A 25,049-nucleotide genomic window follows, 5' to 3' on the forward strand; every position below is an offset into this window, starting at 1 on the left:
ATCAATATCTAATGACTTCGTCATCTTTTTTATAACAATATAACATTTCAATTGAAAATGATAAAAATTCTCATTAGTATTAGTCTGCAATTTTATATTGTTATTTTTCAAAATTTTATTTATCTCGTCCATTACGGAATTCTTTTATGAGTAAGTTCAACCTTCGTCCGCTTTCCATTGCCTTGCTTGGAATAACCACAACATCTGCATTTGCAGAGACCACAGCTCAACCTGATTCTTTACGTAAATTAGACACGATTGTTGTTTCCGCTTCGGGGTTTGAGCAAGATATTAAAAATGCGCCAGCCAGTATTAGTATTGTGACGAAGGATGACATTGAAAAGAAAAATGCAACCAGCATTTCAGACCTACTCTCAGATATTCCAGGTATTGATATCCGTGACGGTATTGGGAAAACTTCTGGTTTAAATATCAAAATGCGTGGCTTAGATAATAAATACAGCCTAATTTTGATTGATGGTCGTCGTCAAACGACCTCTGATGATGTTACACCTAATGGTTTTGGTGAATCATCAAACGGCTTTTTACCTCCTTTAGCGGCGATTGAACGAATTGAAGTGATTCGTGGTCCAATGGCGACTCGTTATGGATCAGAAGCGATGGGTGGTGTTATCAACATCATTACTAAAAAAGTGACCGATGAGTGGACAGGTAATGTCACACTCAGTGGTAATGACATGGAAAGCAAAGAAGAAGCTGACTCATGGAAAACCAGCTTTGTGCTCAATGGCCCACTTATCAATAATATTTTAGGTCTACAACTTCGTGGTAGCTTCTTAGATCGCCAAAAATCAGAACGTATTCCAGGTACATCAGGTCGTGATCCTCGTCCATCTGAAGCAGATATCTATGATCTAGGTGGAAAGTTAAGCTTTAAACTCAATGACCAAAATAGCTTTTGGGTTGATGCTTTTCAATCAAGCCAAACTTATAGTAACGATGGTGACCGTCTAGGAACTCAAGATACGCCAAGCCGTGCTCGTGGTTATAAAGATGAGTTAGAGTTTAATCGTGAACAATATTCTTTAGGACATGATGGTGATTACAGTTTTGGTAAATGGTCCACTTATGTGAGTCAAACTGAAACCGAAACCAAAGGCCGAACCATTCCAACTGGTACATTTGCACAAAATGCTTATGCAGGTTCTGATCGTAATTTGAAAAATACCGATCTAGTTGCTGATACACATATTATTGCCCCAATTGCAAACCATATATTAACGGTGGGTGCTGAATATAAAAAAGCTAAAGTTGCAGATGATTTAGCAGGTATTGGTGCAGAATTTGATAAAGATTCCTACTCTTTTTATGCAGAAGATGAATGGCGTTTACGTGAAAATTTAGCATTCACTTTTGGTGGACGTTATGAAGATCACTCTGGTTTCGGCGGTCAATTCAGTCCACGAGGCTATTTGGTTTGGAATGCTTCTGATGCTTGGACATTTAAAGGTGGCGTCAGCACAGGTTATAAAGCGCCTTCTCCAAAAGCATTACATGACGGTGTAATTGGTGTAAGTGGTCAGGGTGCAAACTTTCAAATTGGCTCACCAGACTTAAAGCCTGAAGAGTCATTGAACTATGAATTGGGCTTTAACTACAACAACGGTAATTTAGACCTCACCACTACAGCCTTCTTCAATAAAATTGACAACCTGATTACAGATGGTCCAGAACTTTTAAACTGTTCATTTACAACAACCCCGAATAGACCTGGTTGTGTAAGCTATGGTTCCCACATCACCCAAGATACATTCTCACAAAGCATCAATGCAGATGAAGCAGAAACCAAAGGTATTGAGCTGAGCTTAAAGTATCAAATTATTCCTGAATGGGATATTAAAGCTGCATACACGTATATGGAATCTGAAATTACCAAGGGTGAAAATAAAGGTTCTTATTTAAGTAATGTACCTAAAAATGCCTTTAACATGACATCGACATGGCACATCAACCCTGCTATGGATGTTTGGTTGCAACACGAATATAAGTCAGAACGTAAACGCTACAATACTGAGCAAACCTCAGGTGATGCTGCATTAATTTATAAAGCAACAGGCAATAAACTGAACGGGTACAACTTATTTAATTTAGGTGCAAATTACTCACTTTCTGATAATGTCCGTATTACAGGTGCTGTAAATAACTTGTTAGATAAAGACTTTACCAAAAATGGTAGCTACACAGATGCCAATGGTGATCCTGCATCTTATTATGATTATATGGTCATTGGTTCAGGTATGTCTGGGACTTATTTGCCAGGTCGAAACTACTGGTTATCAATATCTTATGACTTTTAAAATAAATTAAAGCCAATTAAATAAAAATCCTACTTTGTTAGGGTTTTTATTTAATTACAAATAATCATTAACTTAAAACATTATGTTACATTATTTCATTAATTTTTCCTTTTTCTTACTATTTGAGAATCGACAATTCCAATTCTAAAAAGATGCAATATAAAATAAGAATCATTATTATTCGCATACAAATTTGCACTACTCTTTGTGAGTTAATCAATGTCATTTATCAAATCGCGTAAAAAAATTATCACCACTGCAATCGCATCATCACTTTCAGTGATGGCGTCAACAGCAATGGCTCAGGAAGACAGCCAAGAAAAATTACCAGTTATTGAAGTACAAGCTACATCGCAGGGAAGTTTTAAAGTTGAACAATCTGCAAATTCAAAATTTGTAGCACCTCTTCTCGATACACCAAAATCTGTGTTAGTGATTTCTAAACAGCTTTTAAAAGATACTCAAATAACAACTTTGAGTGATGCTCTTCGTACTGTACCTGGTATTACTTTGGGTGCAGGTGAAGGTGGTAACCCAAATGGCGACCGTCCATTTATTCGTGGTTATAACTCTGAAAGTTCAATGTATGTCGATGGCGTACGCAATGCAACTTCTCAAAACCGTGAAATGTTTGCAATTGAACAAGTTGAAGTTACCAAAGGTTCTGCCTCTGCCCTTGGCGGTGCTGGAACATCAGGCGGTAGTATCAACATGATTTCTAAAGTTGCTAAAAAAGGTGACTCTTTAGAAGGTTCTGTGGGTTCAGGTACAGACAATTATCAACGTATTACTTTAGACGGCAATAAAGATTTTGGTAATGGTATTGCTGCTCGTGTAGCTGTAATGGGTCATCACAATGAAAAAGCGGGTCAATCTGACGGTGCTGAGTACAAACGTGCTGGTATTGCACCAAGCATTACATTTGGTCTAGATACACCAACACGTGCAACTTTAGGTTATTACTATTTAAAATCTGACGATACACCAGATTCAGGCATTCCATATAACAATCCTTTTGCTGCAACCAATGCAAATGCCAAATTTAACGGTAATGGTAAACCAATTGATGTTAAACAAGGTGAATATTACGGTTGGAAAGACCGTGATTTCCAAAAACAAGAAAATCAGATTGGTACTATTAAGTTAGAGCATGATTTAACAGATAATCTCACAATTACCAATACAGCGGTATATAACAATTCGAAAAATGACTATCTATGGACTAACCCTGATGATTCGAGAGGAAATTTTTATTCGGCAACTGGCGCATTAACGGGTAATGTTTGGGCACGTGCTAACTCACGTGTTGCTGATACAGATACATTTACAGATCAACTTGCTTTAACAGGTAAATTTAACACCGGTTTTTTAAAACATAGTTTTAATTTGGGTGCAGAATATTCTGATCAAGAAACTGATCGTACTCAATATATTATTGATGGCTTAACATCTACAGGCGCAGCTCATAATGCCTGTAAACCTGCTGATATTACTTCTGGTTGGTGTACTTCTGTACAAAATCCAAATCGTGGTACTTGGATGGGTTCAATCAGTACAGTAGGCGCGGATTCTTACAATATTCAAAGTAAGAATACATCAGTTTACTTCCTTGACAACATTGAACTTCACCCACAATGGTTATTAGATCTCGGTGTTCGTTGGGATAAATATAAAACAGAACAAACCATGACTTATGGTTCGCTCAACAGCGCTGTAACAGCAACGAAACCGACTGCTAAAGCAGGCGACCAAGTTGCAATTGAAAATGATAAAGATTTTATTAACTGGCAGGCTGGCGTAACATTTAAACCAACTGAAAATAGTAGCATTTATGCAAGCTATGCAACTTCATCAAACCCTGTAGGCGTTGATGGCGGTGATGGTTCAGAAGGTATTACAGCTGCAATTAATAATTTAAAACCTGAAGAAGTAAAAACATATGAGTTAGGTACAAAGTGGGATGTACTGAATGATAAACTCAATCTTACTGCAGCAATTTTCCGTACCGAAAAAACCAATACACGTGCAACAACAACTGAAGGAACAACAAGTAACATCGGTGAAACCCGTGTTGATGGTATTGAGCTTGGTGTAACAGGTAATATTACTGAAAAATGGGCAGTAATGGCTGGCTATACATATTTAGATAGTGAACTTGTAGATGGTGGTTATACCAATATTGGTACAACTGCAGCACCAATTTATGCAGAAAACCCAAGTAATGGTAACCAAGTACAAAACGTTGCAAAAAACTCTGCAACACTTTGGACAACTTATGCTGTTTTACCACAAGTGACTATTGGTGGTGGTGCAACATATATGGACAAAGTATTTGGTAATGCAACCAATACAAAATGGGTTCCAAGCTATGTTCGTTACGATGCAATGGCTCGTTATAACGTAAACAAAAATGTTGATTTACAGTTAAATGTAAACAACCTTTCTGACAAACGTTATTTCACTAAAGCTTATGCATCACACTATGCAACAGAGGCTGAAGGTCGCAGTGCAGTACTTTCTGTAAACTTTAAGTACTAAGTTTAAATAAACCCATAATTATTTTATGTCTTTAAAATACATTATGGGTTTTAATGTAAAATAGCCTCTGTCTACAGGGGCTATTTTTATTCCGCTCATTATTCAGCGAGGTTGTCATGATTCACCATATTCCAACGGTACTCAGCAAAGAACAAGTTCAATACTTCCGAACAGAAATGGACAAAATCGAATGGGTCAATGGCAAAGTCACAGCGGGAACACTCTCTGCGACAGTTAAACAGAATCAACAACTTTCTGAAGATCACCCACTGACGCATCATTTAAGTAATATTATTTTAGAATCTTTGGGTGAACATCCTTTATTTCTTTCTGCTGCAATTCCGCTTGATATTATTCCTCCCCTATTCAATCGTTATGAAAATAACGAAAGTTTTGGTTTTCATGTCGACAACTCAATTCGTCGAATTCGGGGAACAAAAGAACGCCTAAGAACTGATTTATCTTGTACTGTTTTTCTTAGTGAACCTGATGAATACGAAGGTGGAGAGTTGGTAATTGAAGATACTTATGGCTATCACGAAGTCAAATTACCTGCAGGCGATATGATTCTCTACCCTTCTACCAGCTTACATGAAGTCACCGCAATTACTTCTGGTTGTCGCGTTGCTTCATTTTTTTGGGTACAAAGTATGATTCGAGATGATGCCGAACGCCATATGCTTTTTGATTTAGATCAAACTATTCAAAAATTACGTATGCAGTTAGGTGATACCCATCAAGAAGTGATTAAGTTAACGAGCATGTATCATAATTTAATGCGGAAGTGGGCTGAGCTTTAAATCTAAAACATCAAAATAGAGAAAGATAAAACGTCCCATTTTGATCATTGATTGTGAAAATTTAAAACGAATATACTAGCGTAAAATAGATGAAGCTCTTTTCATCTATTTACTGCTATTCAAATCTAAAAATCATATCTAAATAAATCGGTAATAAACTGATTTTTTCGAAAATCAAATACACAAAACTTATAAATATGAATTATTTTTCTTAAAATTATAAATTATTCAGAATATTTTCCCGAAATTTAAAAACATCCATGCAATTAAGGAAATTATTTTCGAGAAAACTATCCTAGAATAAAAAATAACAGATACCCACTTACAAGACTGTTGAACGAACGATTGTGCGGTCATCAGACTGAAAATATTATGCCACTTTAGGCGATATGTTCAGAAAAAGTACTTGTAAATCGATAGAATAGACACAATCTATATTTGTAGTGCGTTGCCTTTATTATCCCAAAAGCGAGCAACCAAAACTGCACAAGGAGTTCCTCATGATGTTGGCTGATCCAAGTAAAAAATACCGTCGCATGTATCAACGTGTGGACTTGCCTGACCGTCAATGGCCAAACAATGAAATCAATAAAGCGCCAATTTGGATGAGTACCGACCTTCGTGATGGTAACCAAGCGATTTTTGAGCCAATGAACATCGAACAAAAATTTAAAATGTTCCAAATGTTGGTAAAAATTGGTTTTAAACATATTGAAATTGGTTTTCCTTCTGCATCACAAGTGGACTTCGATTTCACGCGTAAATTAATTGAAGAAAATCATATTCCTGAAGACGTATATATTGAAGTTTTAGTTCAAGCACGTGATCACTTGATTGCACGTACTTTTGAATCTTTACAAGGTGCAAAACGTGCCATTGTGCATATCTACAACTCAAACTCTCCAACTTTCCGTAAGAAAGTATTGAATGTTGATGCTAATGGCGCGAAACAATTGGCAATCAATGCAGCAACTAAAGTCAAAGAGTATGCAGCGAAGCAGCCCGAAACAGATTTTATTTTCCAATATAGCCCTGAATGTTTTTCTGCAACAGAACTAGAAGTGGCTAAAGATGTTTGTGATGCTGTGACTGAAATTTGGGAAGCATCAGCGGACAATAAAGTGATTTTGAACTTACCTGCTACCGTTGAAGTTTCAGGTCCTCATGTATATGCAGACCAAATTGAGTGGATGCACCGTAATTTACAACGCCGTGATGGTGTGATCATTTCTGTACATTGCCATAATGACCGTGGTTGCGGTATCGCAGCGTCTGAATTAGCAATCATGGCGGGTGCTGACCGTGTAGAAGGTTGTGTGTTTGGAAATGGCGAACGTACTGGTAATGTAGATGTTGCTGCTATTGCCTTGAACATGTATACCCAAGGCGTTGCTCCTGAATTAGACTTCTCAAACATTAACGAAATCATTGCCACCGTTGAAGAATGCACAGGTTTGCCTGTACACCCTCGTCATCCGTATGCGGGTGACTTGGTCTTTACCGCATTCTCAGGTTCGCACCAAGATGCGATTAAGAAAGGTTTTGAGTTCCAAAAAAATGAAGAAATTTGGGATATGCCTTACTTACCAATCGACCCACGTGATTTAGGCCGTGATTATGATGCAGTCATTCGTGTCAACTCACAATCAGGTAAAGGTGGTATCGCTTATTTGTTAGAAGCGAACTACAACGTAGTATTACCACGTCGCTTACAAGTTGAATTCTCTCAAGTGGTTCAGCAAGTTGCAGATGATGAAGGTGTCGAAGTCACTGCAAAACAAATTTGGGACTTGTTCACAAATACTTATGTTGCAGCCAAAGATGCACATTATTCAACGAAAAACTATAAATTGTCAGATGAAAATGGCAGTCAGGTCATTGAACTTGATGTAGTTGTGAATGGTGAAATTCAACATTTACGTGGTGAAGGTAATGGTCCAATCTCTGCTATTTTAAATGCTCTTCAATTGCCAATTGATGTGGTGAACTATGAAGAACGAAGTATCAGTTCAGGTGCAAATGCAAAAGCCTTGGCATTGATTGAGCTTCAAGTTCAAGGTGCAGGTAAATCTGCATTTGGCGCGGGTGTACATGACAATATTGTCACCTCATCTATTGATGCGATTATTGCTGCAACCAATCGTTTAATTGATCAAGGATTACTTAAAAAAGATCAAGTGGCTGCTGCGGTATAAGCAGGATCTATATAAGTAATATCAGTTAAATGACTTTAGAAAGGATGCCCCAAGTGGTATCCTTTCTTTGCATTTAGGGCAAATAAGTCCATGACCTCCAATACATTTAAGGCGAATTATCTCCGTGTCTTTTCCAGCAGATTCTGTGGGTATTGTTACCCCGCAAAAATTCCAATTTGAAGCGCCGTTGGCACTCGAATGTGGCAGAGTTCTGCCACGTTTTGAAATTATGGTAGAAACCTATGGCGAGCTCAATGCGGATAAATCCAATGCAATTTTGATCTGTCATGCACTTTCAGGGCATCACCATGCCGCAGGTTATCATCATGAAGATGATAAAAAACCAGGTTGGTGGGATGCTTGTATTGGACCAGGAAAAGCCATTGATACATCTGAGTTTTTTGTCGTAGCACTAAATAATATTGGTGGATGTAGCGGCTCTACAGGGCCAACTTCTCCAAATCCTGAAAATGACAATCGACCTTATGGTCCCGATTTTCCACTCGTCACCGTGCGTGATTGGGTCAAAACTCAAGCCATGCTATCAGACCGTTTAGGTATTGATGTTTGGTATTCAGTGATTGGCGGTTCATTGGGGGGCATGCAAGCATTACAATGGTCTGTGGACTATCCTGACCGCTTAAAAAACTGTGTGATTATTGCTTCTGCACCAAAACTTTCTGCACAAAATATTGCCTTTAACGAGGTCGCTCGTCAGTCAATTTTGTCTGATCCTGATTTTCACAATGGACGTTATTTAGAACAAGATAGTTACCCGAAACGTGGATTAATTTTGGCACGTATGGTTGGTCACATTACCTACTTATCTGAAGAAGCTATGAAACAAAAATTTGGTCGTGATTTAAAATCAGGCAAATTTATGTATGGTTTTGATGTGGAATTCCAAGTCGAAAGCTATTTGCGTTATCAAGGTGAGCAGTTCAGCCGTAACTTTGATGCCAATACTTATTTAATTATGACCAAAGCCTTGGATTATTTCGATCCAGCCCGTGAATATGAACTGTCATTAACCAAAGCGATGTCGAATACAAAATGTCGTTTTTTGGTGGTGTCATTCACAACCGATTGGCGCTTTACTCCACAACGTTCACAAGAAATTGTTGATGCACTGATTACTAGTCATAAACCTGTGAGTTATTTAGATGTAGATGCAGAACAAGGACATGATTCCTTCTTATTCCCCATCCCACTCTATGTCAAAACACTTCGTGCCTTCTTGGGTGGACAGAAACACTTAGAAGCAACACCTCAGGAGACAGTGTAATGCGTATTGATCAACAACTCTCCGAAAAATGGATTAAACCCGGCTCAAGTGTGCTCGATTTAGGTTGTGGTGATGGCGAATTACTGTCACAAATGAGCAAAAAACATCAAATTCAGGCATACGGACTCGAAATTGATCAGGAAAAGATTGCAATTGCGGTCAGTCGAGGGTTAAATATTATCCAACAAGATCTAAATTTAGGTTTAGGTCGTTTTGCTGACCAATCGTTTGATTACGTGGTTATGGCACAGGCTTTGCAAGCTGTAGATGCACCTGATGTGCTTTTGCGTGACATGGTGCGAGTGGGGAAACAAGCCATTATTACCTTTCCGAACTTTGCGTATTGGAAGACTCGTTCTTTCCTTGCCTTGAAAGGGAAAATGCCTGTTTCCGAAGCATTACCGTATATGTGGTACAATACACCAAATATCCACTTATGCACCTTCCGTGACTTTGAAGCACTCTGTGCAGAAAATCATATAAATATTATTAACCGACTCGCTGTAAATGGGAACCAACAAGGGAGTTTACTCAGTAAACATCTCCCGAATTTGTTTGGCGAAGTCGCAATCTATCGAGTGAGCGCTCTATGAAGAAGCTTTTAGTAGGCAGTACATTATTTTTTGGGCTGCTTAGTTTTCAAGCCCATGCGGACTATATTCCGCCACAAAAATCAACATCAGCAATGGCAGCACAATATTCTCATATGAATGTGGTTGACCTACAAAAAGCCGCAAAAGCTGGGCAACCTGCTGCGCAGTTTTTTTTAGCTGTTCGTCATCAAACAGGCAATGGCGTTGCCAAAGACAGTAAGCAAGCTTTTAGCTTGTTTAAGTCTGCCGCTGATCAAGGTATTACGGCAGCACAGCTAAATGTGGGTCGTATGTATATTGATGGTGATGGTGTTTCTAAAAATGAAGCGCAAGGTCGTCAATATCTTGAAAAAGCAGCAAGTCATGGTGATAACCGTGCAAGCTTCAACCTTGCGATGATGGAAGAGCAAAAGAAAAATTACATGGGTGCATACCAATGGTATGAGCTTTCAACACGTGATGGCATGCTTGATAATAAAGTCATTAACATGTCTGAAACCAAGAAAACTGCTTTGGCAGCAAACTTGACACCTGAACAAATGCGTACTGCACGTGATCGTGCAGATAAATGGATTCAGGCACAATAAGCTGAACCTTTACAGGGCATTCACACTTCTATCCAGTCCTAAAAAAGCACCGAAAGGTGCTTTTTTTATTGCCTTATTAAAATAAACTTTTGATTAAAATCATCATTCGAGACGGATTTTAAGTCATGCCATTAAAATTATTTTTCTACATTGAACACAACAACACTTTTATCTTTTAAAAGACTATTTACTCTACTTGGGTCATATTTTTATTTAAAAATAACTGCCATTCTAAAAATACTGACATAAAAATAAAGGATAAGGATATGAAAGCTGTTGTATGTCATAACGCGGAATTGAGCATTGAAAACATCACAGAGCTTGTTCCCTTAAAAGGGCAAGTTTTACTGGATGTAATTCGCTGTGGAGTTTGTGGTAGTGATTTACATATGCAACACAACTGCGACCATATGCATAATTTAGCGACTCAAGTGGGATTCCAAGGCATCGCTAAAAATACTGATAAATTTGTTATGGGTCATGAGTTCTGCGGAAAAATTGTTGATTATGGTCCAAAAACTCGCCGAAAATTTAAAATTGATTCGCTCGTCTGCGCCATGCCACTTTTACATATTGATCATTTAGGGTATCAGTCTACAGGGCTTTCACCCAATGCATCAGGGGGGTATGCAGAACAAGTTTTAGTTCAATCTAGCCTAATGTTTGAAGTCCCCAATGGCTTAGATGCTGACAACGCCACTATGACTGAACCTATGGCTGTCGCACTACATGCTGTTCGACGCAGTCGTATAAAAACCAATGAACCTGCCATTGTGATTGGCTGCGGTCCTGTTGGCTTAGGTATTATCCTCATGCTCAAAGCTGCGGGGGTAAAAAAAATTATTGCGAGTGATTTCTCTGAAAATCGAAGAAGATTAGCTCAACAATGTGGTGCAGATATTCTGATTAATCCTGCAAATAATTCACCATTTGAAAATTGGAAAGAACTTGGATTATTGGGAAATGCAGCTGAAGCACTCAATTATGGTTTAGGTATTTTTAATAAAATTCAAGCGACAGGTGTACCTTGGTGGCATGCATGGCGTGTCGCGGATAAACTCGGCGCTTTACCGAAACGACCTGTTATTTTTGAATGTGTCGGTGTTCCAGGTATCTTGCAACATATTATTGATGGTGCACCATTATTTTCAAAAATTGTTGTCGTTGGCGTCTGCATGCAAAGCGATCGTATTGAGCCTGCTCTTGCAATCAATAAAGAAATCGAAATGCAGTTTGTCTTGGGTTATACCCCATTAGAATTCCGAGATTCATTACATATGATTGCAGAAGGTAAAATTGATTGTTCGCCACTTATTACAGGCATTGTTGGCTTAGAGGGCGTTACACATGCATTTTCTGCACTTCGTGATCCCGAGCTACATGCCAAAATTTTAGTTGATCCCAAAAAAACTGGATATGAAATCTCTGTCGTTTAGATCATAGAGCTTAAAAAAATAAAGCACCTTCAGGTGCTTTATTTAATTGATAAGGATAATGTAGTTATTTAACTCTTAGTTATATTTTCGATAATAATCTGAAAATTTTGATTATCCGCATAATTCTGATTTCGTTCTTCTAACTTTTGGATCAAACAATAACGTTCTTCATCGCTTAGAATCATTTCAACAATTGCACCCGTTTTTAAACAAATTTCTTCTTCCGAAGCACATTCATCACATGCGAGTTCAATTAACAGACATTCTGCGATCCCTACCACATAAGACTGTGCCATGCTGAGCATAATTTATCCATAAATTTCTTAGGCTTAAATTTGATTTTAACAACCTGAAATTGCTTGTGTAATCTATTTTTAGATCAATAACAAAAAAAGTTGCACTAACAAAACCAGTTAAATAAATATAAATAATTTGTGAAAAAAACCACACTTTCCAATAACTTGAATTTTCTTAAACTAGAAAACAAAACTGAGTCATAGACCCTTCGAGCACAAATGCACTAAGATAAAGTACTTTTTAAAAATTCGAGTTTGATCATGGCAGCACAAAACTGGTTATCCCAAGGAACATTAGTACTTGCAAGCAATAACAAAGGTAAAATTGCTGAATTTGAAAAGATGTTTACTGAGTTGGATTTACCTGTTGAAGTGATTCCTCAAGGAAAACTCAATATTGAAGATGCAATTGAAGATGGTTTGAGCTTTATTGAAAATGCGATTATTAAAGCGCGTCATGCAAGCCGAATTTCAGGTAAACCTGCTATTGCAGATGACTCTGGTATTTGCGTACCCATTTTAGGTGGAGCACCTGGTATTTACTCTGCACGTTATGCAGGTGAACACGGCGATGATTCAGCAAATAATATAAAACTACTTGAGAACTTAAAACCACTACGTAAAGATGGTGACGTTATTGAGGGTATGTTTGTCTGCGTCCTCGCACTTGTACAACATGCAGATGATCCACTTCCTCAAATTTTCCAAGGGATTTGGCAAGGTGAAGTATTAGAAGAGGCTCGTGGTGAAAATGGTTTTGGTTATGACCCACTCTTTTGGTTACCTGAACTGGGCATTTCAAGTGCAGAGATGAGTAAAGACGAAAAAAATAAAATTAGCCATCGTGGTCAAGCCATGCAGTTGTTTAAGGCAAGTTTGAAATAAACTTATTCGTAAATTCCCTCTCCTTATAGGAGAGGGTCAGGATAAAGTCCTATATAGCCCTCAATCCCATCCAAAGGGAAAGAGGCTTTTCTTTTAACGCTATAAAAATTTATAATAGATGTACCACTACCCCATACATCACACATATCACACAACTCACGATTGTTCCTGAAGCAATATATTTTGCAGATATACCTGTCCCTTGATAATGTGTTTCCAAAGCGACAATATTGGCAGCGGGAGGTAAACAAAATAGTAAAAACATCACCCCGATATAGCTTTCAATATGCGAAATAGGCAAGAAAAAATATGCCAAAGTACAAAGCACTAAACCACATAACATTTTCAATACAGCCAATTTTGCACTGATCAGTACATCCCCTAAATAGACTTTCGTTTTACGTAACCACATACCTAGTACGCACATCCCTGTAAAACTCATACACCATTTAGCAAGTGTATAAATCCATTCAACAACAATTTGATTTTGAAACTGTTGCACATCAAAACAACGAATAAAACCTGCGAGAATCAATGCAATGATAGGTGGCGAACTCAACATTTTTTTGAATAGCGATACTTTGGATTGTGTTGCTGAACTGACAGATGTTACTGCCCATGAATTGCCAAAAATGGACACACCGATATACAGTGGAATCATTACCATACTGTGCTCTGCACCAAAAATTGCGATTGCAATCGGAAAACCGAGCCACGCCATATTGGTATAACTAAAACACAAAGCAGCTAAGCGGTCTTTGGATAATTGTAGATAGAGAAAAAACAGAATAAAGCATGATAAAAAAGAAAAAAGAATAAGCTCAATGCTTCCCGATTTATAAAAAACCATATTGTAAATAATCACAATCGGAATAAATAACCGAGCCAAGAGCATCGACATGCTCGACTTTAATTCGTTGACTTGCATGATAGACGCAAGAAATAAACCACAAATAAAAGCCAAAATTGGAAATAACAGTGCCACGTTACACTTCCACAATATCATCTTATTTATGCTAACACGCCCCGACTATTTCACCGTGATCTTTTCATTTAAACCATTTCACTGTCGCCAAATTGCAATATAAATGTCACAGCGATGTCATATCGAACTGTTCAGATAGGAGCAAATAAATAGGAGATAGAAAAATGGCTGGACTCTCAATTTGGCATGTAGTGATTTTTGCAATTGTTGTGATTTTATTGTTTGGTACATCTAAGCTTAAAAATCTCGGCAAAGATGTGGGTGGTGCAGTAAAAGATTTTAAAAAATCGATTAAAGAAGATGAAGCGAATACAACTGCACTGACTGAACCTCGCACACTTGAACATCAAGCAACAACATCACCTGAAGCCAACACACAGATCAAACACTAAGTTTAAAATCTGCCAACACGGAGTATTGAAGCCATGCTGGATGTCGGTTTTTCAGAGTTACTCGTATTTGCAATTATTGCCTTGCTTGTTTTAGGGCCTGAAAAATTGCCTGATGCAGCACGATTTGTCGCAAAATGGTATGGGAAATTCAAACGCTTTATTGGCAATCTTCAAACAGAAATTGATCAAGAATTACGCCTTTCCGAATTCCGTGAAGAAATGCAGAATGAAATCAATCGTATTACTGAGCTTGAGCGTCGTCTAGAACAACAATTGAATGCTTTGAAACAGCCATCTGATTCCACAACAGTGATCACACCATCAACAGAAAGTACATCAGAAAGCCGATTAGAAACGATACCTGACCAACAAATACCAACATTGACGTATAGATGGGTCAATGCACATTCTCTGCATATTCCTTTTAAATCTAACGCTCACACAACACATACAGCATTGATTCCAAATATTGAACCATTGCAATCCCCTATTTCTCCATTAAAGATTGCCGTATGAATCAACTCCCATCGACAAGTCTAAAAAATGAATCGCTTGATCAAATGCCATTCATGCAACATTTAATCGTATTGCGTCAGTATTTATTTAAAATTGTCGGCATTACACTCGCTTTGTTTTTTTGCTTATTGCCTTTTCGTAATACCACATACCAATGGTTATCTGAACCATTGACCCGACAACTTCCTATTACATCATCCATGATTGCAACTGATGTAACTGCTACATTTATGGCGCCCTTTAAGCTCAATTTGTTCGTTGCATTGGTGCTTGCCATGCCTTTTATCATCTATCAGATTTGGTCATTTATACGACCTGCGCTCTATGAAAAAGAGAAAACATTAGCCGTTCCATTATTATTCGGCAGTATTATATTGTTTTATTTGGGTATCGCATTTGCCTATTTTATCACTCTGCCAGCAATCCTGCATTTTTTTATTAGTGTTTCACCTGAATCTGTTGCACCAATGACAGACATCAACAGTTATCTCAATTTTTGTTTAAAGCTCTTTCTTGTTTTTGGACTAACTTTTGAAATTCCAATTATTACCTTAGTGCTGATTTTAATCGGTTTAGTTAGTACTGAAAGCTTAGTCAAAAAAAGACGCTTCATTATTGTAGGATGTTTTTTTGTTGCAATGTTTGCAACACCACCCGATGCCATTTCAATGATTATGCTCGCAATCCCGATGTGGTTGCTGTTCGAAGTCGGGTTACTCCTCGGAAAAATGCTAGAAAAAAAGCCCACTGAAATCTAGTGGGTTTTTTTGTCTTTAAACTGACGTAAAACTGTAAAAAATATGTCACTTACACTCCATACAATCATGAAAACGCAAAAAGTACATAAACCATAAAATGGATGAATCATGACAAATACTTCTCACCAACCTAGCCGACGCGATGTTTTAAAATGGTTTGCAGGTATTCCTTTTTTACCACTTGGGGCAATGGCAACAGCAACAACGCTTGCAGGTTGTAACGATAGTAAAGACAGTGCAGTTGTCACACCGCCTATCAATGCTGCAAAACTAAAATCAGCCAAATTTACCGCAATGCCCGCACCGTCTTTAAGTAATGCAGCAGCAATGGCAACTACAACTGTTGCATCTACCCTTGCTGTCACTTGGGATGACAATACAAAAACTGAATACACACTAGGTTATAAGGCATTTTTCAATACTGGTGTTGAAGTTGATCATTTAGCTGGCGGTAAAATTATTGCCGGTAGTTATTATGATATTCATAATCAACCAATTATTGATAAATCTGTTGCTGGTAAGGAACGCCAATTTTTCTCAGACTGTCCCGATGGTTCTTCACTCATTCACCTCGCTGGGGCTACAGTGACAGGTGTAACTAACCCTGTTTTTCACGTTGTTCAATTTGAATACACGTCTAAAGACCTTGCTGGTGGAGACATGTACGGTAAACTGCCTTCACCTATTGCAGTGCTTACACTCAATCAAGATCAAAAAACAGGTCATCTTGAGCTTAAAAAATATGCCAATGTAGATATGTCCAAAGTTCATGGCTTATGGATTACTTGTGGCGCAAGTTTATCGCCATGGAATACGCATTTGTCGAGTGAAGAATACGAGCCTGATGCATTTGACCAAATTGGCACTTCACTCAGCATGCTTAAAGCTTATAGTCAAAATTTATACGGCAATGAAAACAGCGCAAATGTCTATAACTATGGTCATTTACCTGAAATCATACTTGACGGTAAAGGCTCTGCAACAGCAAAAAAACATTTCTGTTTAGGTCGAATTTCACATGAATTGATTCAAGTCATGCCAGATAACCGTACTGCAATTATGGGCGATGACTACACCAATGGTGGCTTCTTCATGTTCATTGCAGATAAAGAAAAAGACCTTTCCGCTGGCACACTGTATGTGGCGAAATACACATCTGAACTGAATGAGACATCAACGGCTGCCATTCAATGGATTAAATTGGGTCATACCGATAGTCAAACCATTGAAAATTTAGTCAATGTTCGTGGTATTAAAGCTGAAAACATCATGGAAAGTTTGGCTGAAGCCCCGCAAGATCTAACAGGCTATACACAAATTGTACTTAGCAAGAAAAAATTATGGGTCAAACTCAAAGAAGCCAACAACGGTTTCACTAAAGAAGAGATTGAACTCGCTGCTGCGTTCCTTGAAACACATCGTTATGCTGCGCTCAAAGGCGGTAGTATGGCATTTACCAAAATGGAAGGTACAACCGTCAATATCAAAGATAAAGTTGCCTACTCTGCTTTGGCAAACATTCAAGACTCAATGATTGAGAATACTTCGAGTTGGGTTGCAACGCACAATGTGAAATTTAAAAAAGCAATTAAAGCAGGTGGCGTCCTTGCACATGATCTTAAAGGCAGTATCGTTGATCATTCCAATGCGCTGATGAACAGTGAATGGGTGCCATACCAAAGCCACATGTTGATCATGGGTGAAGATATTTCTGCAGATGCTTTGGGCAATACAGCCAATCCTGACAAAATCGCAAGCCCTGATAATCTAAAATTCTCCGAAACATTCCGCACGCTGTTTATTGGTGAAGATAGCGGAAATCATGTCAATAACTTCTTATGGGCATACAATGTTGATGACAAATCATTAACCCGTATTTTATCTACTCCAGCAGGTGCAGAAGCTACAGGTTTACATGCTGTCGATTCGATCAATGGTTGGACATACATTATGAGTAACTTCCAACACGCGGGAGATTGGGGCAGTATTCATAATGTGGTGAAAAATCAGCTAACACCGTTAATTAATCAGAACTATAACAATGGCTTTGCAGCTTCAGTTGGTTATATTACCGCTGATCCTGTGACTCCATCGGTTGTGAAAAAAGCGTAATACTGGCTTTATGTTCAATAAAATGATGATCTAGACTCATAAAAAATGCCGATTTCATATCGGCATTTTTACGTTTCGAAAGAATAATTCAAATACTTCTTCTTATTGAGAAGGTAATGTTTGCTCAAAATAAACTAACTCTCCAGCATGTTCACCTTGCTGCGTTTTCTCAATCCAATCAATTTTTTCATGCCCAATTCTGACAAAATTAGAACATCGTGTACCGTAAATCGGACTTTGAATAAAGGTTGATGAAAGTAGAGCCTCCATTTCCGAACTAATACCTGTTTCAGGCAATAACTCAGTAATGACCTTACGCTCATCTTCTAAAATATCCCACACAGTTGTTTGAATATCCTTTTCTGAAACGTATGTCTCACTGAGTTGTAGTATTGGTAAGAACTCTTGTGTAAAGCGTTTGCGTAAATGTTGCGTTTTTTGCCAATCTTCAGACATCAAACCATTGGACACTACATAAACACCTTTGGCTAAAACTTGCGGTGCTTCACCACGGTTGCTCATATACACCGCTTGTTCTAAATCACCGACAAATAGATTGAATCCTGCATAATCACATTGTTTCAATTCAAGTTGTTGTGCAAAACGAATCGGGGTTAAATCGGACTCTAAAAATGACTGAATTACTTCACCGCGTGAGGTTACATAGCTATGCTGGTCTGCACCATCACGAAAATTGGTAATAATCGCCCATCGTCCTTGCTTGGTGATGCCCATCCATGTTCCACCCGACTGTAAATCTTGCCCTGCAATCACAGGACTGTCTGACCAAACATGTAGTTTCGAAGATGGGCGGTGATAGAACTCATCCCGATTTGAGATTAGACACAGTGGTAGACCATCTAAAACTTGCCACGCAAATGCCACAATGCACATAAATTTATTCCATTCACTTTACACATTGAATGTACAACATTTTCAGCAACTTTCAGCTAAAATCTGTGCAAAACAGAAATCCTGAGGAGCAGGAATGCTGACCTACCCAAATATTGATCCCGTTGCGATATCGCTGGGTCCTTTACAAGTCCATTGGTATGGGCTGATGTATTTACTCGCTTTTTTATGTGCATGGGGACTAGCAACGTATCGTGCCAAACAACGTGACAACTGGAATGCTGAAATGGTTTCAGATCTCATTTTCTATGGCGCACTCGGTGTCGTTCTCGGTGGACGGGTTGGTTATGTGCTCTTTTATGAATTCCACAAATTCTTAGCCGACCCAATTTGGCTATTTAAAGTATGGACAGGGGGAATGAGCTTCCACGGCGGATTCCTCGGTGTAATGATTGCAATGCTTTTGTGGTGTCACAAATATAAGAAAACTTGGTTTGAAACCCTCGATTTTATTGCACCTTGTGTCCCAACAGGTTTAATGTTTGGTCGTATTGGTAACTTTATTGGTGGTGAACTCTATGGTCGCCAAGTGTCTGATCCGAACTTTGCTTTGGGTATGATTTTCCCAACAGATCCTTCACAGCTTATTCGTCATCCTTCACAGATTTATCAAGCACTCTGTGAAGGTTTACTCCTATTTATTATTTTATGGTTCTACAGTGCTAAACCTCGTCCTCGTTATGCGGTTTCTGCAATCTTTTTAATGGGCTATGGTTGTGCACGCTTCTTTATGGAATTCTTCCGTGAACCCGATGCAGATCAGGGCTACATCCTATTAGGATGGATGACCAAAGGTCAGATGTTATCGTTACCGATGATTTTGATTGGTCTATGGCTGATTTGGTATGCCTATCAGAAAAAGATTTTCGATTGGGGTCCACACAAAAATACCTAAACCGATTTCATGTGTATTCTAAGAATCGATTTACAAGGTGAAGTAAAGCTTCACCTTTTTTTATGCTACAGTTTCCACCAACTTCGCTTTAAATATCAAGATTTATAAATCTCATGCTTGAATTCTGGTTCGATCCGAAAAACTCAGTTGCCAAAAAAATAGTCTTGCTCATTTTAATTGCTGCAGCAGCGGTAGGACTCTACATTATGCAACCTATGGCATTACAAGACATATTATTGTTTGCAGGTACGGGCGTTATTTATCTGATTTGTCGCTACTGTAAACTGCATTTTTTTGCCAATAATCTTCGCAGTATTTTTTATCGTTTGTTGACTTGGCTACCGATTGCCTTACTGTTAGCACTCATTTTTAAGAATATGAATAATGGTGAAATTCTGATTCCGGGTGCACTTGGTATTAGTATCATGGCACTTGCTGTTTGCCTATTTTCACCACTGTCTTTGTTGCATAAAAATACGCCAGATACAAACGCTAAACAGCAAAAATAAGCTTAACTTAGAAAAGGTATAATTCTCTATTATGTTATTGAATTTATGGTATTCAGATCGTTGTACACGACAAATTAAACTGATGATATGTATTGCAACATGTGCCGTCATTTTTTATTGTACTGAAATTCAAAAACTACCGACTGTTTTTGCAATCATCAGTCTTGCCTTAGGTATCGCGACACATATTTTATATCAATATAAGCAGAAGCTTGGGCAAAATAATAATTATGCTCAAGCACTTCAATGGCTTATATCCATCTTTCCACTCGTCATACTTGCAATCCTGATTTTCATGCTTCCTACAATCAATCAGCTCTATACTGCTCTACAATGTATTGGCTTTTGCGCACTCGGTTTATTTCTTGTTTCTATTTATGAAAACCGAAGTCCACGCCATGATTCAAATGGTTAAATCGCTATACACAATATTTTATTTTACAAACGATAATATTGATACGTAACACTACTATCACGATAGACATCATGGCTACGCTGTCTAAAATCTGACACCCATTGCGAACCTGTAAAGCCTGCAATGTGTCCGTAACGATGACGACTGGTACTCTTGATAATATAAATATCGCCTTCTTGTGGCTGATCAAATGACGGTTCAATACGCTTATAACCAATCTGCATAAGTGTTGCACCCCAATCTGAAGCAGCAATAGGATGACTACTAAAGCTTGCACCTGCGGACTGTAAAGCAATACGGACATATTTTGCACATTGATGTGCTGTCGTACTGCGAGACATACTGACTAACTTTTGAGTAAATTTATCAATATCAATCAATGATGTGACTTTAAAATCGCGATTACGGGTTTTAAAATTTTCCAATGCTTGAGCCTTTAAAAAAACATCTGGATCAAAACCATTTTTTGAATCTTGTGACCTAATATGAACTTGCAATGTAGGGTTTACGTATTCATTAACATCCATATTGTGATCATAAATCATGCATCAACCTCTAAATATCTCTTAAAAATATGAGTTCCATACTATTAAAAACTCACTTTTACATTTAATAAGCAAAGCATACTAATCATTGAACCTTAAAAAGTGACGACTTAACTTGTAAAAAAATATGTAATTGTGAATAAATCTCATTTATTGACTTTTAATTGTTTGAAAGCGCTTAATTTCTTTATTGTCTGTATTATTATTGTTTGCCTAAAAATTAACCATTAAATAATATAGCCAATCCACTAAATTAATATCTCTAAAGAATCAGCCAACTAGAATGTCAGCTTAGTCACATTTAGTTTTATCAACTATTGATCCATTGCAACTCTTTGTTGTACATGCTCCTAATTTTTCCCACAAAAAAGCCGATGTATTAAACATCGGCTTCTCACTATGTTATGAAAAATAGCTTGCTCATGATAATTTTCAAATGTATTGCTCAAGGTCTATATCAAACGCTAAACAAATACTTTACTAACAATAAGTAATCAACAAAATTTAATAACAATCCCAGTTATAAAGCACCTTAGAAAAATCACCTTTTTTCAAGTCATCTGGATGAATAAAAAAGTTACCGACACCTGAATCACCCCACATAATTTCAACACCATCGCTATCGTCAGTATCAACCTGCAACAACAAGATATAGGGTTTAATGACATCGGTATATTCACGTGGATCAGACTGCGTAAAAAATGGGTAACCCCCTAAACGATGACCATTACTCGAATAAAATCCATCATATTCTTCTGCAAACTCCTCACCTTCATCATCACCTAGTGTTTCATATACATCGACAATTTTTTCTGAAAATTGAAAATCATTCATTCCTATCACACTTTCAGAAGTAGTAAACGTAATCGCATATTGCCCTACCACTGGACTTGCTAGGTCTTCTATTTCTGAAATAGGAAAATCTTGTTGCAATTGAGAGATATCTTGCGTCATTTTTTCATGAAAAATAATACGAAAACCATCTTGCTTCTGTTGATCATCAAAATCTAAACCATACAAATCATCAAAAGGATTAATAAAAAATTGCAGTATGCCTGTAGATGGATATTGTGTATTTTCAGGTAGTTCAGCGAAATTAATTTGTGCTAGGAGTTGTAAATTATCACCACTTTCACTTTTTGGATAAGTTTGCCCCATTGGCAAATAAGGTGAGCCACCGAATTTACTTTGCCATAACGTTAAATCGAGCGATGGTGCTAATGTCATTTCAATAGATGGTTTAACTGTTTGTAATATTTTATCTTTATAACTTTGTAGTTGAGCAGAGGTACTATTCCAATCGATATTCATTATGGTCACTCTTGTTCTGTGGCTTAAAAAATTTTCCAAATTAGTATAAACTTACAGGTCATTCTGAAGTATGACAATATCGTATACAAACGGCGTAATTTGTCGTATGTGATCTTTAATTTGGAAAATTTATGAAAGCGTATTTAGACCTTCTACAACACATTCTTGACAATGGTGGCGACAAAGGCGACCGTACAGGCACAGGAACACGTTCTGTATTTGGTCATCAAATGCGTTTTGACTTAAGCCAAGGTTTTCCGTTATTGACCACAAAGAAAGTACATTTCCGCTCAATCGTAATTGAGCTGTTATGGTTTCTTCAAGGCGACACCAATGTCCAATATTTAAAAGACAATAAAGTCAGTATTTGGGATGAATGGTCTACCGCAGAACAAACAGCACGTTTTGGTCGTCCTGAAGGTGAACTTGGTCCTGTGTATGGTCACCAATGGCGTAACTTTGGTGCAGAAAAGAAAGATAATGGCTTATATGAAGACAATGGTTTCGATCAAATTCAATGGCTGATCAATGAAATCAAGACCAATCCTAACTCACGCCGTCTAATTGTGTCAGGTTGGAATCCACAAGAAGCAGGTCAAGTTGCATTGCCACCATGCCACACCTTGTTCCAATTTTTCGTGCAAGATGGCAAATTATCTTGCCAGCTATATCAGCGTAGTGCCGATGTTTTTCTAGGTGTGCCGTTCAACATTGCAAGCTATGCCCTTTTAACACACATGATTGCACAAGTATGTGGCTTGGGCGTTGGTGACTTTGTATGGACAGGTGGCGATACACATTTATATGTTAATCATTTTGAACAAGCCAAATTACAATTGACTCGTGAGCCGATGTCACTCTGTCAATTAAAGCTAAATCCTGAAATTAAAGATATTTTCGATTTCAAATTTGAAGATATTGAAATTGTCGGATATGAATCACATCCAGGTATTAAAGCCCCTGTTGCGGTTTGATTGTTCATTTACGAAATCAAATAATCCCTCTAAATCCCCCTTTTATAAAAGGGGGACTTTCTACCAAATGATCACCGTTGGTATTTAGAATTAAAATCGAGCTAAATATGACCTTTAAAAATTTTGAAATCGTTCATGTTGTTGCAATGGATCAGCAACATTGTATTGGCAAAGATAATGATCTCCCTTGGCATATTTCTGCCGATCTCAAACACTTTAAAGAAATCACACAAGGTGGCGTTGTCGTTATGGGACGCAAAACCCTAGAGTCAATGGGGCGTGCCTTACCTAAACGTGTGAATTGGGTCATTACGCGTGATCAAAATTGGACTTTCGATAGTGTCAAAACAGCACCTAGTATTGAAGATGCTTTAGAGCAAGCCATTCCCGATGTTTTAGCCTCTGAAAAACCTGAAAGTATTTTTATTATTGGTGGTGGTGAAATCTTTAAACAAACAATTCACTTTGCCGATCGCTTAGAATTAACCCATGTAGACTTAAATGTTGATGGCGATGTTTTTTATCCAAGTATTCCAGCCGAATTTAAAAAAGTTGCATCTGAGTCGCATATTGATGACAAAACAGCTATTGCTTTTGAGTTTGCAACTTACCGAAAATAGCCTCACATTTTAATTAAAATAAACAGACATGAATCACATTGGAAAAGCTATATTTCTTCGTGCATTAGGCATGAGCCTCATGCACTTTCTCTTTAGTATTTTTGTCGTCCTTTCCTCTATTTGGTTATGTCTTGCCATCTGGGTTCAACAGCCCTGTGGTTGGTTACTGAGCCGTATATTTATCGGCATTTGGATCGTTTTTTCTCTGAGTATTTTAGGTGTTTATTTCACCCATTTTATTAGTCGCCGTAAAGATATTCTGATTTATCTCATCACTTTTGCACTTAGCTTAGTTTGGTATTTCAACATTCCTGCTCATCAGAATTTAGACTGGAGTCCTGATGGCTCTCGTATTCTCAATTATGAACGACATGGCGATGTAGTCACGCTACATAACATTCGTAATTTTAATTGGAAATCTGAAACTGAATTTGATGAACAATGGGATACCCGAACTTTCAATTTAAATGAAATTGAAGGGATTAACATTTTGACATCCTATTGGATGGGACCTCAAATTGCCCATACATTAGTCAGCTTTGACTTTAAAAATCAGAAACCTTTGGTCTTTTCACTTGAAATTCGTAAAGAGAAATCTGAAAGTTTTTCTGCAATTGGCGGGTTCTTTCGACAATTTGAACTCAGCCTCATCGCAGCAGATGAAAAAGATATTGTTTACACACGTACCAATGTACGCGGTGAGCAAGTTTACTTTTTCCCAATCAAAATGGCAGAAAAAGAACGTAAAGAATTATTTTTAGAATATCTCAAAAAATCGGATGAATTACGAGAAAAACCTAAATGGTATAATACGCTTACCAGCAATTGTACTACGCTTGTTTTTGATATGATTCAAGCCATTGAGCCACATGAATTACCACGTGATTATCGCTTGCTTGTTTCAGGCTATTTACCAAATTATTTGTATGACTTAGGTGCGCTAGATAAAAAATGGGATATGAAACAATGGTATCAACACGCATATCTTAATCCTAGGACACAAGAATTTAGCCATTTTAAATATCCAAGTAGCCAAAATTTTTCGAAAGTCATACGCTTAGGCTTACCTGTAAATCAGCTTCCCCTGATTTCGCTTGAACATTAAATTTGCATTGAATGGATTGATCAAGCTCACATTTTAATCGTTACAGATAAAATGCAACATATCCGCC

The 25,049-nt window shown here is 37.7% G+C and carries 24 protein-coding genes; 19 read left to right on the forward strand and 5 right to left on the reverse strand.

The window, feature by feature from the left end; genetic code table 11:
* The first annotated feature begins 146 nt into the window (after window positions 1-146).
* From ACK2M2_RS03245 to ACK2M2_RS03280, 8 genes are all read left to right on the forward strand, one after another.
* Window positions 147-2,318 carry a TonB-dependent receptor domain-containing protein gene (locus tag ACK2M2_RS03245; RefSeq protein ID WP_419346110.1) on the forward strand — a complete coding sequence of 724 codons (2,172 nt, stop codon included), beginning with the start codon at window positions 147-149 and terminating at the stop codon, window positions 2,316-2,318.
* 219 nt (window positions 2,319-2,537) lie between these two features.
* Window positions 2,538-4,856 (forward strand): TonB-dependent receptor, encoded by a 2,319-nt coding sequence (locus tag ACK2M2_RS03250; protein ID WP_419346111.1) that lies wholly within the window; start codon window positions 2,538-2,540, stop codon window positions 4,854-4,856.
* A gap of 116 nt (window positions 4,857-4,972) precedes the next feature.
* Window positions 4,973-5,656, forward strand: coding sequence for a Fe2+-dependent dioxygenase (locus ACK2M2_RS03255; protein ID WP_409510268.1), 684 nt, complete (start codon window positions 4,973-4,975; stop codon window positions 5,654-5,656).
* A 500-nt stretch (window positions 5,657-6,156) separates the two neighbouring features.
* Complete coding sequence (gene leuA, locus ACK2M2_RS03260) at window positions 6,157-7,851, forward strand: 2-isopropylmalate synthase (protein WP_419346112.1); 1,695 nt, start codon at window positions 6,157-6,159, stop codon at window positions 7,849-7,851.
* A gap of 124 nt (window positions 7,852-7,975) precedes the next feature.
* Window positions 7,976-9,136 carry a homoserine O-succinyltransferase MetX gene (gene metX / locus ACK2M2_RS03265; RefSeq protein ID WP_409510266.1) on the forward strand — a complete coding sequence of 387 codons (1,161 nt, stop codon included), beginning with the start codon at window positions 7,976-7,978 and terminating at the stop codon, window positions 9,134-9,136.
* A complete protein-coding gene (gene metW / locus ACK2M2_RS03270) occupies window positions 9,136-9,729 on the forward strand; it encodes a methionine biosynthesis protein MetW (protein ID WP_409510265.1) in 594 nt (197 codons plus the stop codon). Before metX ends, metW begins: the two co-directional genes overlap by 1 nt.
* Entirely contained in the window at window positions 9,726-10,316 is a 591-nt protein-coding gene (locus tag ACK2M2_RS03275) for a tetratricopeptide repeat protein (RefSeq protein WP_409510264.1), read from the forward strand. Before metW ends, ACK2M2_RS03275 begins: the two co-directional genes overlap by 4 nt.
* A 266-nt stretch (window positions 10,317-10,582) precedes the next feature.
* Entirely contained in the window at window positions 10,583-11,752 is a 1,170-nt protein-coding gene (locus tag ACK2M2_RS03280; RefSeq protein ID WP_419346113.1) for a zinc-binding dehydrogenase, read from the forward strand.
* 68 nt (window positions 11,753-11,820) lie between these two features.
* On the opposite strand, the gene ACK2M2_RS03285 is transcribed toward ACK2M2_RS03280, so the two are convergent.
* Entirely contained in the window at window positions 11,821-12,057 is a 237-nt protein-coding gene (locus ACK2M2_RS03285; RefSeq protein WP_409510263.1) for a hypothetical protein, read from the reverse strand.
* 252 nt (window positions 12,058-12,309) lie between these two features.
* Between ACK2M2_RS03285 and rdgB the strand changes: the two genes are divergently transcribed.
* On the forward strand, window positions 12,310-12,933 hold the full coding sequence (rdgB, locus tag ACK2M2_RS03290; protein ID WP_409510262.1) for an RdgB/HAM1 family non-canonical purine NTP pyrophosphatase: 624 nt from the start codon (window positions 12,310-12,312) through the stop codon (window positions 12,931-12,933).
* 109 nt (window positions 12,934-13,042) lie between these two features.
* On the opposite strand, the gene ACK2M2_RS03295 is transcribed toward rdgB, so the two are convergent.
* Window positions 13,043-13,918: a permease gene (locus ACK2M2_RS03295; RefSeq protein ID WP_419346114.1), complete on the reverse strand. Its 876-nt coding sequence runs from the start codon at window positions 13,916-13,918 to the stop codon at window positions 13,043-13,045.
* Window positions 13,919-14,082: 164 nt separating this feature from the next.
* Here ACK2M2_RS03295 and ACK2M2_RS03300 point away from each other — a divergent pair, with 164 nt between their 5' ends.
* The 4 genes from ACK2M2_RS03300 to ACK2M2_RS03315 all read left to right on the forward strand — a co-directional run bounded on the left by ACK2M2_RS03300 (window position 14,083) and on the right by ACK2M2_RS03315 (window position 17,696).
* Entirely contained in the window at window positions 14,083-14,310 is a 228-nt protein-coding gene (locus tag ACK2M2_RS03300) for a Sec-independent protein translocase subunit TatA (RefSeq protein WP_409510260.1), read from the forward strand.
* 33 nt (window positions 14,311-14,343) lie between these two features.
* Window positions 14,344-14,826 carry a Sec-independent protein translocase protein TatB gene (gene tatB / locus ACK2M2_RS03305; protein WP_419346115.1) on the forward strand — a complete coding sequence of 161 codons (483 nt, stop codon included), beginning with the start codon at window positions 14,344-14,346 and terminating at the stop codon, window positions 14,824-14,826.
* Entirely contained in the window at window positions 14,823-15,584 is a 762-nt protein-coding gene (tatC, locus tag ACK2M2_RS03310) for a twin-arginine translocase subunit TatC (protein WP_419346116.1), read from the forward strand. Before tatB ends, tatC begins: the two co-directional genes overlap by 4 nt.
* A gap of 108 nt (window positions 15,585-15,692) precedes the next feature.
* The gene (locus tag ACK2M2_RS03315; protein ID WP_419346117.1) at window positions 15,693-17,696 is read left to right on the forward strand and encodes a PhoX family protein; all 2,004 of its coding nucleotides are present in this window, start codon (window positions 15,693-15,695) and stop codon (window positions 17,694-17,696) included.
* 102 nt (window positions 17,697-17,798) lie between these two features.
* Here ACK2M2_RS03315 and ACK2M2_RS03320 read toward each other — a convergent pair whose 3' ends face one another.
* On the reverse strand, window positions 17,799-18,590 hold the full coding sequence (locus ACK2M2_RS03320; protein ID WP_419346118.1) for an NRDE family protein: 792 nt from the start codon (window positions 18,588-18,590) through the stop codon (window positions 17,799-17,801).
* A 94-nt stretch (window positions 18,591-18,684) separates the two neighbouring features.
* Between ACK2M2_RS03320 and lgt the strand changes: the two genes are divergently transcribed.
* From lgt to ACK2M2_RS03335, 3 genes are all read left to right on the forward strand, one after another.
* Window positions 18,685-19,503 (forward strand): prolipoprotein diacylglyceryl transferase, encoded by an 819-nt coding sequence (gene lgt, locus ACK2M2_RS03325; RefSeq protein ID WP_409510255.1) that lies wholly within the window; start codon window positions 18,685-18,687, stop codon window positions 19,501-19,503.
* A gap of 113 nt (window positions 19,504-19,616) precedes the next feature.
* Complete coding sequence (locus ACK2M2_RS03330; RefSeq protein WP_419346119.1) at window positions 19,617-20,012, forward strand: hypothetical protein; 396 nt, start codon at window positions 19,617-19,619, stop codon at window positions 20,010-20,012.
* 31 nt (window positions 20,013-20,043) lie between these two features.
* Entirely contained in the window at window positions 20,044-20,427 is a 384-nt protein-coding gene (locus ACK2M2_RS03335) for a hypothetical protein (RefSeq protein WP_419346120.1), read from the forward strand.
* 23 nt (window positions 20,428-20,450) lie between these two features.
* Here ACK2M2_RS03335 and ACK2M2_RS03340 read toward each other — a convergent pair whose 3' ends face one another.
* Window positions 20,451-20,972, reverse strand: a complete 522-nt coding sequence (locus ACK2M2_RS03340; RefSeq protein ID WP_419346121.1) for a CHAP domain-containing protein — start codon at window positions 20,970-20,972, stop codon at window positions 20,451-20,453.
* Window positions 20,973-21,476: 504 nt separating this feature from the next.
* Complete coding sequence (locus ACK2M2_RS03345; RefSeq protein WP_419346122.1) at window positions 21,477-22,283, reverse strand: YwqG family protein; 807 nt, start codon at window positions 22,281-22,283, stop codon at window positions 21,477-21,479.
* Between the two features lie 131 nt (window positions 22,284-22,414).
* Between ACK2M2_RS03345 and thyA the strand changes: the two genes are divergently transcribed.
* The 3 genes from thyA (at window position 22,415) to ACK2M2_RS03360 (ending at window position 24,982) form a co-directional block, all read left to right on the forward strand.
* Window positions 22,415-23,257: a thymidylate synthase gene (gene thyA, locus ACK2M2_RS03350; protein ID WP_409510250.1), complete on the forward strand. Its 843-nt coding sequence runs from the start codon at window positions 22,415-22,417 to the stop codon at window positions 23,255-23,257.
* Window positions 23,258-23,364: 107 nt separating this feature from the next.
* A complete protein-coding gene (locus ACK2M2_RS03355) occupies window positions 23,365-23,877 on the forward strand; it encodes a dihydrofolate reductase (protein WP_409510249.1) in 513 nt (170 codons plus the stop codon).
* A gap of 28 nt (window positions 23,878-23,905) precedes the next feature.
* Window positions 23,906-24,982, forward strand: coding sequence for a DUF4105 domain-containing protein (locus tag ACK2M2_RS03360; RefSeq protein WP_419346123.1), 1,077 nt, complete (start codon window positions 23,906-23,908; stop codon window positions 24,980-24,982).
* The last annotated feature ends 67 nt before the right edge of the window (window positions 24,983-25,049 follow it).

Source organism: Acinetobacter sp. TY1, from assembly GCF_048551395.1.
In the GTDB taxonomy this organism is placed as follows: domain Bacteria; phylum Pseudomonadota; class Gammaproteobacteria; order Pseudomonadales; family Moraxellaceae; genus Acinetobacter.

What these genes read in the sequence shown, in the direction of transcription:
- rdgB (WP_409510262.1), top strand. Translation starts at nt 12,310, where the DNA reads ATGGCAGCACAAAACTGGTTATCCCAAGGAACATTAGTACTTGCAAGC.
- ACK2M2_RS03250 (WP_419346111.1), top strand. Translation starts at nt 2,538, where the DNA reads ATGTCATTTATCAAATCGCGTAAAAAAATTATCACCACTGCAATCGCA.
- ACK2M2_RS03345 (WP_419346122.1), bottom strand. Translation starts at nt 22,283, where the DNA reads ATGAATATCGATTGGAATAGTACCTCTGCTCAACTACAAAGTTATAAA.
- ACK2M2_RS03320 (WP_419346118.1), bottom strand. Translation starts at nt 18,590, where the DNA reads ATGTGCATTGTGGCATTTGCGTGGCAAGTTTTAGATGGTCTACCACTG.
- tatC (WP_419346116.1), top strand. Translation starts at nt 14,823, where the DNA reads ATGAATCAACTCCCATCGACAAGTCTAAAAAATGAATCGCTTGATCAA.
- ACK2M2_RS03275 (WP_409510264.1), top strand. Translation starts at nt 9,726, where the DNA reads ATGAAGAAGCTTTTAGTAGGCAGTACATTATTTTTTGGGCTGCTTAGT.
- ACK2M2_RS03340 (WP_419346121.1), bottom strand. Translation starts at nt 20,972, where the DNA reads ATGATTTATGATCACAATATGGATGTTAATGAATACGTAAACCCTACA.
- ACK2M2_RS03330 (WP_419346119.1), top strand. Translation starts at nt 19,617, where the DNA reads ATGCTTGAATTCTGGTTCGATCCGAAAAACTCAGTTGCCAAAAAAATA.
- ACK2M2_RS03245 (WP_419346110.1), top strand. Translation starts at nt 147, where the DNA reads ATGAGTAAGTTCAACCTTCGTCCGCTTTCCATTGCCTTGCTTGGAATA.
- thyA (WP_409510250.1), top strand. Translation starts at nt 22,415, where the DNA reads ATGAAAGCGTATTTAGACCTTCTACAACACATTCTTGACAATGGTGGC.
- ACK2M2_RS03285 (WP_409510263.1), bottom strand. Translation starts at nt 12,057, where the DNA reads ATGCTCAGCATGGCACAGTCTTATGTGGTAGGGATCGCAGAATGTCTG.
- ACK2M2_RS03360 (WP_419346123.1), top strand. Translation starts at nt 23,906, where the DNA reads ATGAATCACATTGGAAAAGCTATATTTCTTCGTGCATTAGGCATGAGC.
- ACK2M2_RS03355 (WP_409510249.1), top strand. Translation starts at nt 23,365, where the DNA reads ATGACCTTTAAAAATTTTGAAATCGTTCATGTTGTTGCAATGGATCAG.
- tatB (WP_419346115.1), top strand. Translation starts at nt 14,344, where the DNA reads ATGCTGGATGTCGGTTTTTCAGAGTTACTCGTATTTGCAATTATTGCC.
- ACK2M2_RS03300 (WP_409510260.1), top strand. Translation starts at nt 14,083, where the DNA reads ATGGCTGGACTCTCAATTTGGCATGTAGTGATTTTTGCAATTGTTGTG.
- leuA (WP_419346112.1), top strand. Translation starts at nt 6,157, where the DNA reads ATGATGTTGGCTGATCCAAGTAAAAAATACCGTCGCATGTATCAACGT.
- ACK2M2_RS03255 (WP_409510268.1), top strand. Translation starts at nt 4,973, where the DNA reads ATGATTCACCATATTCCAACGGTACTCAGCAAAGAACAAGTTCAATAC.
- ACK2M2_RS03280 (WP_419346113.1), top strand. Translation starts at nt 10,583, where the DNA reads ATGAAAGCTGTTGTATGTCATAACGCGGAATTGAGCATTGAAAACATC.
- metW (WP_409510265.1), top strand. Translation starts at nt 9,136, where the DNA reads ATGCGTATTGATCAACAACTCTCCGAAAAATGGATTAAACCCGGCTCA.
- ACK2M2_RS03335 (WP_419346120.1), top strand. Translation starts at nt 20,044, where the DNA reads ATGTTATTGAATTTATGGTATTCAGATCGTTGTACACGACAAATTAAA.
- ACK2M2_RS03315 (WP_419346117.1), top strand. Translation starts at nt 15,693, where the DNA reads ATGACAAATACTTCTCACCAACCTAGCCGACGCGATGTTTTAAAATGG.
- lgt (WP_409510255.1), top strand. Translation starts at nt 18,685, where the DNA reads ATGCTGACCTACCCAAATATTGATCCCGTTGCGATATCGCTGGGTCCT.